13 protein-coding genes are annotated in these 16045 nt (G+C 66.0%); 7 read left to right on the top strand and 6 right to left on the bottom strand.

Annotated elements, in window-relative coordinates; all coding sequences use genetic code 11:
• Positions 1-96: 96 nt before the first annotated feature.
• Both xylB and ACTHQX_RS12485 read right to left on the bottom strand, forming a co-directional pair.
• Positions 97-1497, bottom strand: coding sequence for a xylulokinase (gene xylB, locus ACTHQX_RS12480; protein WP_440159248.1), 1401 nt, complete (start codon positions 1495-1497; stop codon positions 97-99).
• Positions 1494-2444 (bottom strand): sugar-binding transcriptional regulator, encoded by a 951-nt coding sequence (locus tag ACTHQX_RS12485; RefSeq protein ID WP_440174596.1) that lies wholly within the window; start codon positions 2442-2444, stop codon positions 1494-1496. Before ACTHQX_RS12485 ends, xylB begins: the two co-directional genes overlap by 4 nt.
• A 211-nt stretch (positions 2445-2655) precedes the next feature.
• Here ACTHQX_RS12485 and ACTHQX_RS12490 point away from each other — a divergent pair, with 211 nt between their 5' ends.
• The 7 genes from ACTHQX_RS12490 to ACTHQX_RS12520 all read left to right on the top strand — a co-directional run bounded on the left by ACTHQX_RS12490 (position 2656) and on the right by ACTHQX_RS12520 (position 9259).
• A complete protein-coding gene (locus tag ACTHQX_RS12490) occupies positions 2656-4002 on the top strand; it encodes an ABC transporter substrate-binding protein (protein WP_440158004.1) in 1347 nt (448 codons plus the stop codon).
• A 26-nt stretch (positions 4003-4028) separates the two neighbouring features.
• On the top strand, positions 4029-4997 hold the full coding sequence (locus ACTHQX_RS12495; RefSeq protein ID WP_440158005.1) for a carbohydrate ABC transporter permease: 969 nt from the start codon (positions 4029-4031) through the stop codon (positions 4995-4997).
• Positions 4994-5929, top strand: coding sequence for a carbohydrate ABC transporter permease (locus ACTHQX_RS12500; RefSeq protein WP_236807514.1), 936 nt, complete (start codon positions 4994-4996; stop codon positions 5927-5929). The genes ACTHQX_RS12495 and ACTHQX_RS12500 overlap by 4 nt, the downstream gene beginning before the upstream one ends.
• Positions 5930-5984: 55 nt before the next feature.
• The gene (locus ACTHQX_RS12505) at positions 5985-7064 is read left to right on the top strand and encodes an NAD(P)-dependent alcohol dehydrogenase (protein ID WP_440158006.1); all 1080 of its coding nucleotides are present in this window, start codon (positions 5985-5987) and stop codon (positions 7062-7064) included.
• Between the two features lie 25 nt (positions 7065-7089).
• The gene (locus tag ACTHQX_RS12510) at positions 7090-8556 is read left to right on the top strand and encodes a mannitol dehydrogenase family protein (RefSeq protein ID WP_440158008.1); all 1467 of its coding nucleotides are present in this window, start codon (positions 7090-7092) and stop codon (positions 8554-8556) included.
• Between the two features lie 176 nt (positions 8557-8732).
• Positions 8733-8936, top strand: a complete 204-nt coding sequence (locus ACTHQX_RS12515) for an antitoxin MazE family protein (protein WP_440158009.1) — start codon at positions 8733-8735, stop codon at positions 8934-8936.
• Positions 8933-9259 carry a type II toxin-antitoxin system PemK/MazF family toxin gene (locus tag ACTHQX_RS12520; protein ID WP_440158010.1) on the top strand — a complete coding sequence of 109 codons (327 nt, stop codon included), beginning with the start codon at positions 8933-8935 and terminating at the stop codon, positions 9257-9259. The genes ACTHQX_RS12515 and ACTHQX_RS12520 overlap by 4 nt, the downstream gene beginning before the upstream one ends.
• Before the next feature lie 28 nt (positions 9260-9287).
• Here ACTHQX_RS12520 and ACTHQX_RS12525 read toward each other — a convergent pair whose 3' ends face one another.
• Genes ACTHQX_RS12525 through ACTHQX_RS12540 form a run of 4 tightly spaced genes read right to left on the bottom strand, consistent with a single transcriptional unit; the run spans position 9288 to position 16027 of the window.
• Positions 9288-10550 carry a Wadjet anti-phage system protein JetD domain-containing protein gene (locus tag ACTHQX_RS12525; RefSeq protein ID WP_440158011.1) on the bottom strand — a complete coding sequence of 421 codons (1263 nt, stop codon included), beginning with the start codon at positions 10548-10550 and terminating at the stop codon, positions 9288-9290.
• Positions 10540-13935 (bottom strand): ATP-binding protein, encoded by a 3396-nt coding sequence (locus ACTHQX_RS12530; protein ID WP_440158012.1) that lies wholly within the window; start codon positions 13933-13935, stop codon positions 10540-10542. The genes ACTHQX_RS12525 and ACTHQX_RS12530 overlap by 11 nt, the downstream gene beginning before the upstream one ends.
• A complete protein-coding gene (locus ACTHQX_RS12535; protein ID WP_440158013.1) occupies positions 13932-14585 on the bottom strand; it encodes a DUF4194 domain-containing protein in 654 nt (217 codons plus the stop codon). Before ACTHQX_RS12535 ends, ACTHQX_RS12530 begins: the two co-directional genes overlap by 4 nt.
• Positions 14582-16027 carry a DUF3375 domain-containing protein gene (locus ACTHQX_RS12540; protein ID WP_440158014.1) on the bottom strand — a complete coding sequence of 482 codons (1446 nt, stop codon included), beginning with the start codon at positions 16025-16027 and terminating at the stop codon, positions 14582-14584. The genes ACTHQX_RS12535 and ACTHQX_RS12540 overlap by 4 nt, the downstream gene beginning before the upstream one ends.
• Positions 16028-16045 lie beyond the last annotated feature (18 nt).

Consider the following 16045-nt stretch of genomic DNA (forward strand, 5'->3'; position numbering starts at 1 on the left):
AGGTGCGACGTCTTGTGAAGAAATCCGGAGGGTGGCCCTCGGTTGCGACAGGCTTAACGTGCGGGCCCTGGTTTCGACAGGCTCAACCAGCGGACCTCACACCCCGTAGAAGCTCTTCCGCGCCTCGACATAGCGTTCCCGGACGCCGAAGCCCCAGTCGCCGTCGGGTTCGTAGGCGGCCTCGATGCTGCGCTTCCAGTCGGGAAGCTCTCCAGTGGCTGCCCATGCGGCCTGTTTCGCTGCGCCCAGCGCAACATACTCCCTGCTTGCCGGCACCTCGACGGGGAGGTTGAAGATGCTTGCTGCTGCCTGGCGCAGGGCCTGCGATTTGGAGCCTCCGCCGATCAGGAGAATCTTGTCCAGGGTGCCGCCGGATTGCCGCAGGACGTCGATGGCATCCGCCAGTGAGTTCAGCACGCCCAGTACGGAGGCGCGGGCGAGGTTTTCCGGGGTCATGTTGATTCTGGTGAGGCCAGCCAGGCTTCCGCTGGCCTGGGGCAGGTTGGGGCTGCGCTCGCCGTCGAGATAGGGAAGGAAGGTGAGTCCGCCGGCATCTCTGCCGGCGGCCAGTGCCAGGGAGTCCAGTTTGGCCAGGTCGACGTCGAGCATGGCTGCGGTGGCGGCCATGACCCGGGCAGAATTGAGCACGGCCAGCAGGGGCAAGTGGCCGCCCGCCGCGTCCGCGAATCCCGCGATGGCCCCGGTGGGATCCGGCATGGGGGAGGGTGAGCTGGTGAAGACAGTTCCTGACGTGCCGATGGAGACCACCACCTCGCCCGGGCACAGGCCGAGTCCCAGCGCCGCTGCGGCGTTGTCCCCGGCGCCGGCGGCGAGCACGGCACCGTCGATGCCCCAGCCGTTCTGCACGATGCCGGCCTGATCGTTCGATGCCACCACTCGCGGAAGGCGCGGGACCCGTCCGAAGAATCGTTCCAGCAGGTCTGTCCGGTAGCTGTTGGTGACGGGGGAGAAGTAGCCGGTGCCGGAGGCGTCGCTCCGGTCGGTGGTGAACTCCCCGCCCAAGGCGCCGTTGAGCCAGTCATGGGGGAGGACCACCTGATCCACACGGGCTGCGCAGTCAGGTTTGTTCTGCGCCAGCCATGCCAGCTTGGAGATGGTGAACGACGCGACGGGGACGAGGTTCACGGCATCCACCCACGCTTCGGGACCCAGTTCAGCCCGGAGCCGTGCTGCGTCAGCCGCACTGCGGGTGTCGTTCCACAGCAGGGCATCGTGGACGGGCGTCCCCGAACTGTCGAGGGCCACCATCCCGTGCTGCTGGGCGGCGATGCCGGCCGCCGCGACGGAACCGCCCAGCCGGTCCGCGCCCGCTAAACGCCACGCCTCCCGCAGCGCGGAGGTCCAGACGTGCGGGTCAACTGCGGTGAGGTCGGGGTGGGCCGCAGCGCCCGATGCGATGACGTCACCGCTTTCGGCGTCCACAGCAAGGACCTTGCAGGACTGGGTGGAGGAGTCCACCCCGATGACTGTGCTCATTGACTCTTCTCCTTGTCGATCAGGTCAGTCAGGGCCTGGGCCAGCGGCGTATCAATGATCAGCGTGGTGACGAAGCCGGCTCTGGCCACGGCCAGCACGGCTTCAGCCCGTGCCTCCCCCTGGGCCACGGCAACCACCTTCGGGGTCCGCTGCAGCTGCTTGATGGTGACGGCGATGATCTGTTCGTCCAGCCCCGATTCCACCGCAACGCCTTTTGCGTCCAGCAGGCGTCCCGAGCATTCCCCGACGGCGCCGGCCTCCACGGCCGCCTGCCTCACCTGGGCGTCGGCCCGGTCCCAGACGGTGGAGGTGGCGGGCTTCCAGGCGCCGATTGCCACGACGGCCAGGTCGAGTGAATCCGCCTTGGCCAGGGCCTCGGCGATCTCCGGCTGGCGGCGCAAGCCGGCCGCCGTCGTCGGATCTTCAACCACCAAAGGTGCCCACAGCGGCCAGCTGAGACCCCCGCTCACGTGTCCCAGCCGCTGGATCAGCTCAAGGGGATTGCTCTCGCCTTCTGTGGGGAGGGCGCCGGCAAGCTGGACGATGTCGCACCGGGGAAGCTCCCGGACCAGCCGCGAGGCCACGTCCAGGGTGCGGGACCAGGAGATGCCGATGGTCCCGCCGGCGGGTGCCTGCCGGGAAATTTCGACGGCGGCCGCCTTGGCCAGGATGCCGCGCGCCTGGATCACGTCCCCGGTGGTCTCCGCAACGATGACCTCGCCAATCCCCAGCGCGGACTCGATGCGCCGGATGTCGGCAGCGGAGACGCGGGACGGGAAATGCACCTTGATTTCCACGATGCCCTTCTCGAACGCCTCCGTGAGCAGGCGGGCCACCTGGAACCGTGAGATCTCATAGGTGGCGCCAATGTCCACCTTGGAACGGTTCTCCAGGTAGTACTCGCTGCTGATGCGCGCCAGAAGCTCTTCATGGGAGTGCTCCGTCATGCTGGTCACCTCTCGCACATCTGATCATTTGAGTATTGCCTCTTGCTCAAACGAGTATATATGACTAGAGTCACATGACAGATGAGCAGTTAGCGAAGCTCATATGAGCATACTCAACCGAGAACCGACCGGGGCCGAGCGGCCCCTAGAGTCCGGGCCCACTACTTCGGCCCGGCCTCGTGTCCCGACTCTTGAGCACAAAGGAGTTCTTATGCGTCCCAACATGCGCGCCGCCTCGCTGGCCGCAGGTGCCCTGTGCATCGCCCTGTCCGCCTCGGCCTGCGCCGGAGCCGGTGGCGGATCAGCCGCAGGCGACCGGAACAGCATCAATGTCCTGATGGTGAACAACCCGCAGATGGAGGACCTGCAGCGGCTCACCGCGGACAACTTCACCAAGGAAACGGGCATCAAGGTCAACTACACCGTGCTGCCGGAGAACGATGTCCGGGCGAAGATCAGCCAGGAGTTCTCCAGCCAGGCCGGCCAGTACGACGTCGCGTCCCTGTCCAACTACGAGATCCCGTTCTTCTCGGCCAACGGCTGGCTGGCCCCGCTGGACAGCGTGGCGAAGGATGCCGCGTTCAACCAGGACGACATTCTGCCGGCCTACACGGCGTCCCTCACCGGCAAGGACGGCAAGCTGTACGGTGAGCCGTTCTACGGTGAATCCTCGTTCCTGATGTACCGCAAGGACATCCTGGAGGCCAAGGGCCTGGACATGCCGGAGAAGCCCACTTGGGATGAAGTGGCCGATATCGCGGCGAAGGTTGACGGGGCGGCTCCGGGGATGAAGGGCATCTGCCTGCGCGGCCAGCCCGGCTGGGGCCAGGTCTTCGCGCCGCTGACCACCGTGGTGAACACCTTCGGCGGGACCTGGTTCGACAAGGACTGGAACGCCCAGGTCAACAGCCCGGAATTCACCGCCGCCACCGAGTTTTACACGAAGCTGGTCCGCGAGCACGGTGAAGCCGGGGCCGCGCAGGCCGGATTCACCGAGTGCCTGAACAACATGAGCCAGGGCAAGGTGGCCATGTGGTACGACGCCACCTCCGCGGCCGGCGCCCTGGAAGCCGATGCCTCACCGGTGAAGGGCAAGATCGGCTACGCCCAGGCACCGGTGAAGAACACGAAGTCCTCCGGCTGGCTGTGGACCTGGTCCTGGGCCATGCAGGCGGCCTCAAAAAAGCAGGACGCCGCCTCAAGGTTCATCGCCTGGGCCAGCTCAAAAGATTACGAGGAACTCGTCGCCGCCAAGCTCGGCTGGGCCAAGGTCCCCTCCGGCAAGCGCATCTCCACCTACGAGAACGCCGAGTTCCAGCAGGCGGCGCCGTTCTTCAAGGCTGAACGCTTCGCTATTGAGAACGCCGACCCGAAGAACCCCGGCGCCCAGGCTCGCCCCGCCGTCGGGATCCAGTTTGTCGGCATTCCGGAGTTCGCTGCCCTGGGCACCAACGTCTCCCAGGGCGTCAGCTCGGCCATCGCAGGGCAGGGCTCCGTGGCTGACGCGCTGGCCAAGGGCCAGGAAGCCGCGCAAAAAATCGGCAACAAGTACAAGTGACCACCACTGAACCGCAGGAGAATCCCATGACTACCGCAACGGCGCGCATCTCCCGCCCGGGACACCACGCAGCCACTCCTTCACGAAGCCCCCGGTCGCGTGAACGCGCGCTGGCCTGGGCGCGGCGCGCACCGCTGCTCCCGGCCCTGATCTTCCTCATCATCGTCACCCAGCTCCCGTTCGTGGTGACGCTGATCATCTCGTTCCTGAACTGGAACAGCCTGAGCCCGGACAAGACCGCCTTCGCCGGCCTGGAGAACTACGTCACGGTCCTCACGGACCCGGACCTGCGCCAGGCCATCTTCACCACCATCCTGCTCACGGTCTCGGTGGTCCTGTTCAGCCTTCTCATCGGCCTGGGCCTGGCCCTGCTGCTGGACAAGAAGTTCATTGGCCGCGGACTGGCACGCACCCTGCTGATCGCACCCTTCCTGGTGGTCCCCGTGGCCGCGGCCCTGATCTGGAAGCATGCCCTGCTCAACCCCACGTACGGGCTGATCAACGGCATCCTGACCTGGGTCTGGTCCCTGTTCGGCAGTGACGCCGCGCCCCAGCTGGATCTGCTGTCCCAGGCGCCCCTGATGGCGGTCATCGTGTCCCTGGTCTGGCAGTGGACCCCCTTCATGATGCTGATCCTTCTCGCCGGCCTGCAGTCCCGTCCGATGGACACCGTCGAAGCAGCCCAGATGGACGGCGCCACGCCGTGGGGCATCTTCCGGCATCTGACCCTGCCTCACCTGCGCCAATACCTGGAACTGGGCGGCCTGCTAGGCGCCATCTATATCGTGCAGAACTTCGACTCCGTCTTCACCCTCACCGCCGGGGGACTGGGCACCGCCAACCTGCCCTACGCGATCTACCAGACGTTCTACTTCGCCAACGAGTACGGCCTGGCATCCGCCGCCGGCGTCGTGGTGGTCATCGGCACCATCATCGTGGCGACCTTCGCCCTCCGCACCGTTTTCTCGCTCTTCAAGAAGGAGGCAGCACGATGAGCACCCTCACTCCTGCCGCAGCCCAAGGCACACCCTCCGGCCCCACCGCCCTGAACAGCGGCAGTCCCCGCCGCAGTTCCGGAAAGCTAAAGTCCAAGTCCCGGATGGACCCCACCCGGAACAACACCGCGGCCGGCATCGCCGCCTGGCTGCTGGCCCTGCTCTTCGCCACCCCGGTTCTGTGGATGATTCTGACCTCCTTCCACTCCGAAACCGACGCCGCCACCAACCCGCCCTCCATCGCGGCCAACCTCACCCTGGACGCCTACAAGGAGTTCTTCGGCGCCAGCTCCGGAGTGAGCCCGTGGCCGCCCATGATCAACTCCGCCACGGCCTCGATTCTCTCCACAGTCCTCGTCCTGGTCCTCGCCATCCCCGCGGCCTACGCCCTGTCGATCCGGCCGGTGAAGAAGTGGACGGACGTGATGTTCTTCTTCCTCTCCACCAAGATGATGCCGGTGGTGGCCGCGATCCTGCCGCTCTACCTCTTCGCCCGCACCGTCGGCGCCCTGGACAACATCTGGTTCCTGATCCTGATGTACACGTCCATGAACCTGCCCATCGCGGTGTGGATGATGCGCTCGTTCCTCGCTGAGGTGCCGGAGGAAATGCTGGAAGCCGCTCAGATTGACGGCGCGAACCTCCTGCTCATCCTGCGCAAGATTATCGCCCCCGTGGCCATGCCGGGCATCGCCGCCACAGCCCTGATCTGCTTCATCTTCAGCTGGAACGAACTGCTCCTGGCCCGGGTCCTCACCGGCGTCGTCGCCGGCACCGCCCCGGTGTTCCTGACCGGCTTCGTCTCAGGCCAGGGCCTGTTCCTCGCCAAAGTCTGCGCGGCCGCCGTCGTCATCTCGCTCCCGGTGCTGTTCGCCGGCTTCGCCGCGCAGGACAAACTCGTCCAGGGCCTCTCGCTCGGCGCGGTGAAATAACCAGCGCGGTCAACTAGCCCCGCACTCTTATCCCGACTTTCAGAGGAATACTTTGATGACCACATCAACCGCACAGTCCCCGGCCCCGGGCCAGCGTGAACAGCAAGCACAGCCGGACGTGCCCGCCACCATGCGTGCCGCTGTCCTGAGAAGCCAAGGCGACATGGCAATGGAGACGCTGCCCGTCCCGGACCTCGAGCCCGACCAGGTCCTGGTGCAGGTGGCCGCCGTCGGCGTCTGCGGCAGCGACGTCCACTACTACGAACACGGCCGGATCGGCGACTACGTGGTGGACCACCCGCTGATCCTCGGCCACGAGCTCTCCGGCCGGATCGCAGCCGTCGGAAGCTCCGTCAGCCCTGACCGCATCGGCAAGCGCGTCGCCGTCGAACCCCAACACCCCTGCCGCACGTGCAAGCAGTGCAAGGCGGGCCGTTACAACCTCTGCCCGGACATCGAGTTTTACGCGACGCCGCCGGTCGACGGCGCCTTCGCCGAATACGTGACCATCCAGAGCGACTTCGCCTACGACATCCCGGACAGCGTCAGCGACGAGGCCGCCGCCCTCATCGAACCGCTCTCCGTGGGGCTCTGGGCCTGCGAACGCGCCGGGATCCGCCCCGGCAGCCGGGTACTGATCGCCGGTGCCGGACCCATCGGCATCATCGCGGCCCAGGCAGCCCGCGCCTTCGGCGCCACCGAAATCTACATCAGCGACATCGCCGAGGACCGCCTGGCCTTCGCCCTGGAACACGGCGCAACCCATGCGATCAACGCGAAGACGGACACCGTGGAAGGGCTCGACGTCGATGCCTTCATCGACGCTTCCGGCGCACCGCAGGCGGTCCGTTCCGGAATTAAGGCCGTAGGCCCCGCCGGGAAGGTCATCCTCGTGGGGTTGGGGGCGGACGACGTCGAACTCCCCGTCTCGTTCATCCAGAACCGTGAGATCTGGCTCTCCGGAGTCTTCCGCTACACCAACACCTGGCCGCTGGCCATCCAACTGATCGCCGACGGCAAGGTGGACCTGGACATCCTGGTCACCGGAAAATTCGCCCTCGCCGAATCCGAAGAGGCACTCATCGCGGGCAAACAGCCCGGGCAGCTCAAAGCCGTCGTCTACCCGGGCCGCTGACAGCCCGCTCTGAAAGGAACACCACATGCTCACAGATTCCGCACTGGCAGAACTTCCGGCCAGCCTGGCCAAACCGTCCTACGACCGCTCGGCTTTGACGGCGGGGATCGTCCACTTCGGCGTCGGCGGCTTCCACCGCGCCCACCAGGCCATGTACCTGGACCAGCTGATGAACGCCGGCCTGGGACACGACTGGGCCATCTGCGGAGTGGGCGTCCTGCCCGGCGACGCCCGCATGAAGCAGGTCATGGACGAGCAGGACTGCCTGTACACGCTGGTGGTGAAGAACCCCGACGGCACACGCGAAGGCCGGGTTATCGGCTCGATCATCGAGTACCTTTTCGCCCCCGAGGGCCCGGAAGCAGTCATCGAAAAAATGGCCTCCGACGCCGTCCGGATCGTTTCGCTGACCGTCACGGAGGGCGGGTACAACTTCCACCACGTCACGGGCGACTTCGACGCCGAAAACCCGGACGTGGTCCACGATCTCCAGGCGGGAGCCGCGCCGCGGACCACCTTTGGACTGGTCACCGAAGCCCTGCGCCGCCGTCGGGAACGCGGCCTGGAACCTTTCACCGTGATGTCCTGCGACAACATCCAGGGCAACGGCGATGTGGCCCGGAAGATGTTCACCGCCTTTGCTTCGCTCAAGGACCCGGCACTTGGCGCCTGGGTCGCCGAGAACGTGCCCTTCCCCAACAGCATGGTGGACCGGATCACCCCCGTCACCACAGACGAGGACCGCCAGGCCATCGCCGAGGAATTCGGTGTGGAGGACGGCTGGCCGGTGGTCTGCGAACCCTTTGAACAGTGGGTTCTGGAAGACCACTTCAGCCGGGGGCGCCCGCCGTTCGAAAAGGCCGGCGTGCAGCTGGTGGAGGACGTGGAGCCGTACGAACTGATGAAGCTGCGCCTGCTCAACGCGAGCCACCAGGGCATGTGCTACTTCGGCTACCTCGCCGGCTACCGCTACGCGCACGAGGTGGCGCAGGACCCGCTGTTCGCCCGGTTCCTGCTGGACTACATGGACAGGGAAGCCACCCCGACGCTGCAGCCGGTGCCCGGCATTGACCTCGACACCTACAAGCGCACGCTGATCGAGCGCTTCTCCAACGAATACGTGCGCGACACCCTGGCCCGGCTCTGTGCCGAGAGCTCCGACCGGATCCCGAAGTGGCTCCTGCCGGTAGTCCGCATCAACCTGGAGAACGGGGGAGAGGTCAAGCGGTCAGCGGCCATCGTGGCGAGCTGGGCACGGTATGCCGAAGGAACGGACGAGGCGGGTATCGCGATTGAGGTGGTGGACCGGCTGAAAGACACCCTCATGGATGCCGCCGCCCGCCAGCGGCAGGACCCGCTGTCCTTCATTGCGAACCGGGAAGTCTTCGGCGACCTCATTGATGACGAGCGCTTTGTCACCGCGTACTCCGAAGCCTTGGCCAGTCTGCATGACCGGGGCGCCAAGGAGACGCTTCGCCGGCTGGAGTCCTGACTTCCCGGTATCAGGACAACCCATCCCACTCCGAGTTTTTGTCCAGATAATGGCCGCTCCGAGGGTTTTAGGAGCCATTATCTGGACAAAAACTCACCTCCCAGTGCCGCTGGCGGACGGTAACCGGACCTGCGGGCGCCAGCGACAAACGGACGCGTTACATGTAACGTTGAATTATGAGCGTTAGGGATCGGGTGGCAAGGCACCGGCTTGCCATGCGCGAGCGAGGGTTCCGACAGATTCAACTGTGGGTGCCAGACACAAGGACGGAAAAGTTCAGGTACGAGGCTGAGCGCCAAGCACTGGCGGTTGCCGACTCTGACCGTGCAGGCGACGACCAGGATTTCATAGAACAGATCTCGGAAGACTGGCCGGAGTGAATCGCGGCGAGCTGTGGACGGTGTCCGGCGGGACATACGCGCAAAAGCCCAGGCCCGCGCTCATCATTCAGGATGACCTATTTGCAGCATCCGAGTCGGTCACCCTACTGCCACTGACGTCCCACCTCACGGACGCCCCATTGCTGAGACTGACGGTTGAACCGGGACAGCTCACCGGCTTGGAGCGCGTAAGCCAGATCATGGTAGACAAGCTCACAACAGTCCGCCGCTCCAACCTGGGGCAGCGGGTAGGCCGGATAGATTCCAAGACGATGGTTGCAGTTGAACAATCGCTTGCTGTCTTTCTCGGGCTGGGGCGCTGACTAGCCTAATTTCCGGGTTTCGACAGGATCAACCACCGGGGCGGAGCCGTTCGAGTGCCCAGTCCCAATTGATGAGCTCCTGTTCGAGGCGGACGGATGGGCCGTACTTGTCGCTGCCCAGTGCATCGTAAAGCGCCGACTCTTCCGCGGACAGCCTCGTCAGCGTAGCGCGCGACGGTGATGGCTCCGTTCCCCAGGCGTCGCGGTGGGCGAGTAGCGTTTCCTCATCCATCAGGACGCTCTCTACATGCAGGTGTACGGCGCGGAGTTGGTCAAGGATCCGGAAGCCGTGTGTGTCGATGTCGCCCCAGTAGAGGACCTCGCACTCGCGGAGCCAGCGGGCCTCCCGCAAAGATGAGAATCCGTAGCCTGCCCCATACAGCGCCAGCGTTCCGGGCCTTTCCGGCAGCGCGAGGAAATTGACCTGGTTCTCGGTCGCGATCACAGTGTGCACCGGCAGTTGCAGAGTACTGAATGCCTCTGCGGTGACGGTGATATCCCGAGCGCCGCCGAGTGCAGGAATCGCTGGGTCGAGGATACGGAAACGGACGAGCTCAGGCGGGTGCAGAAACCCATGACGGCGGGCGAAGCGGGCTGCCGGGGTACGGCCGGCGCCGTCGTCCAGGGCAACCTCGGGCTCGGCCGCTGCTAGGGCCTCGTCTAGGGGCGCCTCGGAGTCGGTGTCCGCCCCGTCAACCTCTGAGCCGGGTGCAGTGACAGCGGCCAGCAATTGATCGATGACCTGCCGGTGCCGCTCAATGAACTTCGTGTGCACGCCGGGAAGTCCCAGCTGCCGGACGTAGATTCCGGGCATCGGGTTGTCCCGAAGCCACAGCGCCACCCGCGCGGCGGAAAGCACATCGTTGCCCAGCTCCAGCAGCTTCAGCGGCCGACGCGCGGCCCAGCCGCACAGCAGCGGATCCAGCGCACCGAGTCCCGCAACCAGTTCCCGGAACCGCGCCGCCTCCCGGGACTTCCCGACAAACCCGATCTCGTCGTCTACCGTCGCGAACACTGCCGCCGCGGGGATCCGGTTGGAGCCCACGGTGCGGCGCCCCACCTCCACTGTTTCCAGCTCGTACGGACCAACCCCGGCGAACAGCTCAGCCGCCCACCGCTGGGCCGCAGCGTATTCACTCAACAGTGTTGCCGCCGTCGGACGCTTCAGTGAACGGCGTCGCGGATACGCGCCCGACGGTTCAAGCAGCTCCCGTAGCAGCGCCCCACTGTTCCACGCCTTCAGCGACTGCGCCCGCAGCCCCGCCGCCGTCGTCCAGGAGTCACCCGCCACGCCGGTCCCGTTCGTCGCGGTATTCCTGGATGGTCATGTTGCGCAGCTGCGAGTCGTCGCCGTTGGTGTTCGCCACAAACCCCACGTGCGAGACGAACGGCTCGATCACATGGATCTTCTGCAGTGGCGTGACGATCAGCAGCTGCAGCTTCATCCGCTGGAACAGCTGGAGCCCGTACCGCGCAGACTCGTCCGACCCGCGGCCGAACGCCTCGTCGATCACTACGAACCGGAAACTCCGGCCGCTGTTCTTGGTTTTGGATGCGCCTGCACCGGACCCCAGCCCGAACTGGAACGCCAGTGCCGCCGCGAGGATGGTGTACGCCAGCTTCTCCTTCTGGCCGCCCGACTTGCCGCCGGAGTCCGTGAAGTGCTCGAACTCCTCGCCGGTCTCGGTCCACTTCTCCGACGCCGAGAACGTGAACCAGTTCCGCACATCCGTCACCTTGGCCGTCCACCGCTCATCCAGCGTGCTCAGGCCCTCGCGGCCGCGGAAGCGCTCGATCAGCCGCTCCACCTGCAGGTACTTCTGCTCCGAGTACTGGTCCTCGTCGCCGATGGTTCCCTCCGAGCAGGCCCGCAGGTCGACGCCGAACTCCCGCACGTCCTGGTCCGACGTGTTCTGGTGCTCCAGCTGGATGTGCCGGCCCGGGTTGTATTCGATCCCGGCCAGCGACTGGTTGATCTCGCCGATCCGGTTCACGATGTCCTGCCGCCGGCTGTCCAGGAACGCGTTGAACGCCACCACCTCGTGGATGGTGTTCTGGTTCAGCGACTCCTTGAAGTGCGCCTCGAACCGCGGCAGATCGTTGCTGACCAGCTGCTCCAGCAGCCGGTTGTAGTCCGCCGCGGCCTCGAGCGCGGCGTCGATGTCCGTGGTCTCGTTCGGGTGCTTGTTGCGGAAGTCCGCCATCAGCCGGACGGTGCTCTCCGCCGCCCGGGCGATGCGCTTGGACAGCGCATCAATCATGTCCGTCAGCCCCGCGCGGACGGTGCTTTCCGCCGCGCCGGTGTTCTTGTACGTCAGCGTTTTGTCCCCGAGCGCCGCTTGGGTGAGATGTTCGACGGCGGCCAGCACGCCGCCGTCGTCCGTCAAGGGTGTCTCGGCGAGAATGCCGCGGCATTCCTCAATCGCCTCCGCGATGTCCCTCGCGTCCTTCTCGTTGGCGCCCAGCCGCTCACGCAGCTTGCCGGCCCGTTCCTCCAGCCGCTCCAGCTCGTTCGTGACGGCGGATTCCTTGACCGTCAGCTGCTTCAGCACATCACTGGCCGTCTCAAGCTCGAGCTTCTCCGCCTTGAGCTCCTCGATCCGCCGGGCCGTGAACTGCCAGCTGATCTCGCCGAAGTCGGCCACCGAGCGGACGGTGCCGAGTTGCTGGTTCTGCCGGCCCAGCGCGCCGAGGCTCTCGTTCACCTTGGCCAGTTGGGCCTCCGTGGCCGTCAGCTGGCCCCTGACCTCGTCCTGCTCGGCGAGGAAACGGCTGATCTTGTCGTGGTTGTCCCAGCCGAGCACATAGTTGCGCCGGTCCGTGAGCTCCCGCCGGTCGTCCTTTTCGTGCCGGCCGCGGCCGCCCTTGAGCTGCCCGTTGACGGTCAGCGCCTTGGGGTAGCGGCGGAAGTCCTCGAGGGTGTCGCAGCAGACATGGTCGAACCGGGTGGTGAGCTCGTCCAGCAGGAAGTTGCGGAAGGGCGTGTTCGGCTTAATGGCGATCTTCGCGGCCAGCGTGCCCGGCTCGGCCGTCCTGGCCGCCGGCGATTCGCCGATCCGCAGGTAGACCAGCCGGCCGCGCAGGTTGTTGGCATCCACCCAGCTGCTCACCGCGGGGTAGTGCTCGGCCGGTACCAGCAGGGACAGCGCGAAGCCGTGCAGCGTGCGCTCGGCCGCGCCCTCCCAGGCGCCCTCGCCGTCGCGGACCCGCAGCAGCTCGCCGGCATACGGCAGCGCCGTTTCCGCGATGCCCGTTCCGTCGCACAGCCGACGGCGGAGTTCCAGTTGGGGGAGCGGCAGCAGGTTGGGGCGGGCCTGCAGGCTGCGCAGTTCGGCGCCGATGTCCGACGCCCGGCCGGTCAGGACGGTATGCGTCATGGTTAGCTCGGTGCGTCGGTCCTGCAGCTCATCGGAGCTCTTGCCGAGTGCTGCCTCCACCTCGGCCAGCCGGGCGCGGTTGCCGTCAAAGAGCACTTTGTCCTCGGGCGGCCGGAGCCCCAGGTCCTTCGCCGCCGCGGCGTAGGTGTCGAAGCGCTGCCGCTGGGTCCGTGATTCGACGGCGAGCCGGGCCATGTCGGCGTCGATGGCGGCGAGCCGGCCGCCGCCGTTGGTGCGGATGTCCTCCTGCACGGCGGACAGCTCGTGCCGCTTCTCCGTGATGTCGGTGCGCAGCTTGGTGCTGTCCTCCTGAAGCCGTTCGCCGGTGCGTTGCAGCTCCGCCTGGTGCTCGAGGCTCAGCTGCAGCTTCCGGTCGGTGAACCACGGGTGCAGCTGGTCGCGCTGCCGGCGGGCCAGTTCGTCGTCGTGGCTCAGCTTCGCGTGCTGGGCGGCGCCGTCCGTGATCGGCGTGAGCAGGGCGATCTGGTCCTTGGCCCGGAGCACCGCGTCGTGCGCCTTCTTCAGGTCGTCGAAGTGGTGGATGAGGTTGCCGATGCGCTCGCCGACGTTGTCCTCCTCCAGCATGTTGGTGCGCACGAAAGAGGTGATGTTCTCCACCTGCTTCATGGACACCGTGCGGTGGAACAGCTCCATGGCCTGGTTGCCGCTGATGCCGAACTGCCGCTTGAAGGCGGCGGAGTAGGGCTCGAAGGTGTCGTGGACGGCAGCGCCAGCCGCGCGGAGTTTCTTCTTCAGCTTGACAGGATCCTGGCCGAAGTTCGAGAAGTCCGCCGCGATGGACTGGTCAACCTCGGCGAGCGAGTAAAACCGGCTCGGCTGCCCCGCCTCCTGGGTAGCCCAGAGCGTGATGGCCAGCGTGACCGACTTGCCCAGCACAGCGTTGTTGAAGACGGCGAGCACCACGGTCAGCGCTCCTGTGCTTCGCAGCGCCACCGGCTTGGAGTACTCGCCGCCGGTGCTGCGCGTGCTCTTGTGGAACCCGCGCACGTACGACATCAGCGAGCGTTCCTTCTTCTGCGCGCCGGCCGCCTTGTTGTACTCAATCTTGTTGGCCGGCAGCAGCAGCGTGGTTATCGCGTCCACCACCGTCGACTTGCCCGAGCCGATGTCGCCGGTGAGCAGGCTGTTGGCGCCGTCCAGCCGGAACGTCCGCACGCCCTGGTGGAACGTGCCCCAGTTGAGCAGCTCCAGACGGTGCAGCCGGAAGCCCGGGGGAGTCCCGCCGTCGTCCGTCTTTTCCTCCAGGCTGAAAAGCGTGTCCTGAACGTCCGTGGTCACTTGCCGTCCTCCTCTTTGGTGACCGGCGCTCCGGTGGGTCCAGCTCCGGTGAGGGTGGCGCGGTAGTCCGCCAGCCGCGCGTCGAACTCCTCCAGCCACTGGGCGTCCACGAACGCTTTCAGGATGCGCGCCACCTCGTACGTGCCGGGCTGGCCGCGGAGTTTGCGCAGGAAGCCGAGGTCCACCACCTTCCTGATGCCGGTGGCGAGCCGGTCCATGATCCGGGCCTCGTTGCTGGATTCGGGCAGGAAGACGGCCACCATGTCCGCGATGTCCTGCTCGGTCATGATGAGCCGGAGCTCGCTGCTGTTGGTGTCGAACTCCAGCATCCGGCCGCGCAGGAGGGCCAGCAGCAGGCTGACGTGGAAGGTCAGTTGCCGCCGCGGGATCAGCCGGGGGAGCGTGCCGTCCGCGTCCTCGCGCGACTTCAGGAACGCGTAGCCCTCCGACTCGTCCAGGATCAGGTCCAGCCCCAGCACGGACACGTAGTCGCGGACCTGGGAGGTCAGGCCCAGCAGCGACTGCCAGAGCTTCTCGTCCCCTTCGGCGTACAGCACGCCTTTGAAGAGCCGGGTGACGACGCCGGGAAGTTCCTCGGGCGTGCGGCCTTCCGTTTCCGCTGTGGCTGGAAAATTGGCTGCCGGGTTCATGCGGGCCTTCCGAAGATGATCTGTTCGAGGGTGGCTTCGCGGATGCTGCCGTCTTCCAGCTGCCAGGCTATGTGCTGCTCGGCGTCGGGGTTGATGGTGGCCCAGTCGGACTCCGTGGCCAGCTGGTAGTAGGCCACGATCTCCGCGAGCCCCTGTTCGACGGGGTGTTTCTTGGTGACGTCCGCGAGGGTGGCCTGCTCCGCCCCTTCTGCCAGCACGGCGTCGATGTTGGCCTTGAGACGTTCCTTGTCCACGTGGAACTGGCTGAACAGGGCGCCGGCGTCCACGTCGGCGTCGTCGGCGGTTTCGATCTGGTCCTCCACCATGACCCGCCGGCTCGGCTCGTACAGCGGGCGTTCGAAGGGGAGGGTGATGTCCACGTGTGGGGCGCTTATTTCTGTGAACTCCCCTGGCGGGGGCTGCTCCCTGGTGGCGAGGGCGCCGGATTCGACGCTGCGGATGAGCTGCATGATGCGCTTGTTCTCCAGGAACACCTTGTCATCAAGCAGCCGGCGCATCTGCTGGGACAGCTGTCGGACGGTGCCCTGGGTCTGCTCGACGGCGGGCAGCCAGTCCTGGTGGAGATTGGTGACGGTATGCAGGCTGTCTGACTGTGCGAGTGCCTCGATTTGGGTGGCGCGCTGGAGGAGCTCCTGCAGTTTCCGCCGCGACTCCGGCGACATGAGGTAGTCCCAGAAGCCCTGGAACGTCCGGCCTTGGAGGGAGCTGCTGATGTCCTGCTGGTTGGCGAAGATCGATTCCAGGAGCTCGCCCTGGGTGCCGTCCCAGGTGGCGATCTGCTCGCGGACCTGGCGGTCCAGCTTGCGGAAGTTCTGCTCGACCTCGCGGAAATCCGAGAGGAGGTCCTTGGCAAGTGCGGTCAGCTGCTGGAAGTGGTCCAGCGCCTCCGGGGCGGTCATGACGCGGATGTTGCCGTCGCGGATGCGCTGCATCTCGGCGTCGATGTTGTCTCTTTGTTTTTGGAGTTCTTCGAGCCGTTTTTCGGGGTCTGTTTCGGACTGCTGGACCAGCCGCTCAAGAACCGCGAAGATGCTGGTGAGCCGGGACTGGGTGGCGACGAAGTCCCGTCCGCGCAGGCTTTCGACCCAGCGGACCACGTCCTCCGCCGCGGCGGTGAGGTCGTAGCGGGGCTCGTCCTGGCCCTGGATGTAGTACTTCCGCAGCCAAGCCCTTTCGGGGGCGGCCCAGTCGTCCAGGTACTCGGCAGCCTGGCGGGGGAACTTATCCTCACCGTAGGCATCGCGCAGGCCGAAGAGCACGTCGTCGAGGCTGTCGATGAGCTGCTGGCGGCCGAGGTTTCGCTGGTTGGGGCTGGTGAACGCGGCCATGAAGAACGAGACCGCGAGCGGGGCGTTCTGGGCGCGCAAAAGCGACCAGCCTGCATGGTTCTCACGCAGCGCGTTGATTGCGTAGTAGTCCATCGTGTCCTCGGTGTTTTG

The sequence above is a fragment of the Arthrobacter sp. SAFR-023 genome (assembly GCF_051965295.1).
GTDB lineage: Bacteria > Actinomycetota > Actinomycetes > Actinomycetales > Micrococcaceae > Arthrobacter.

What these genes read in the sequence shown, in the direction of transcription:
- xylB (WP_440159248.1), bottom strand. Translation starts at nt 1,497, where the DNA reads ATGAGCACAGTCATCGGGGTGGACTCCTCCACCCAGTCCTGCAAGGTC.
- ACTHQX_RS12485 (WP_440174596.1), bottom strand. Translation starts at nt 2,444, where the DNA reads ATGACGGAGCACTCCCATGAAGAGCTTCTGGCGCGCATCAGCAGCGAG.
- ACTHQX_RS12490 (WP_440158004.1), top strand. Translation starts at nt 2,656, where the DNA reads ATGCGTCCCAACATGCGCGCCGCCTCGCTGGCCGCAGGTGCCCTGTGC.
- ACTHQX_RS12495 (WP_440158005.1), top strand. Translation starts at nt 4,029, where the DNA reads ATGACTACCGCAACGGCGCGCATCTCCCGCCCGGGACACCACGCAGCC.
- ACTHQX_RS12500 (WP_236807514.1), top strand. Translation starts at nt 4,994, where the DNA reads ATGAGCACCCTCACTCCTGCCGCAGCCCAAGGCACACCCTCCGGCCCC.
- ACTHQX_RS12505 (WP_440158006.1), top strand. Translation starts at nt 5,985, where the DNA reads ATGACCACATCAACCGCACAGTCCCCGGCCCCGGGCCAGCGTGAACAG.
- ACTHQX_RS12510 (WP_440158008.1), top strand. Translation starts at nt 7,090, where the DNA reads ATGCTCACAGATTCCGCACTGGCAGAACTTCCGGCCAGCCTGGCCAAA.
- ACTHQX_RS12515 (WP_440158009.1), top strand. Translation starts at nt 8,733, where the DNA reads ATGAGCGTTAGGGATCGGGTGGCAAGGCACCGGCTTGCCATGCGCGAG.
- ACTHQX_RS12535 (WP_440158013.1), bottom strand. Translation starts at nt 14,585, where the DNA reads ATGAACCCGGCAGCCAATTTTCCAGCCACAGCGGAAACGGAAGGCCGC.
- ACTHQX_RS12540 (WP_440158014.1), bottom strand. Translation starts at nt 16,027, where the DNA reads ATGGACTACTACGCAATCAACGCGCTGCGTGAGAACCATGCAGGCTGG.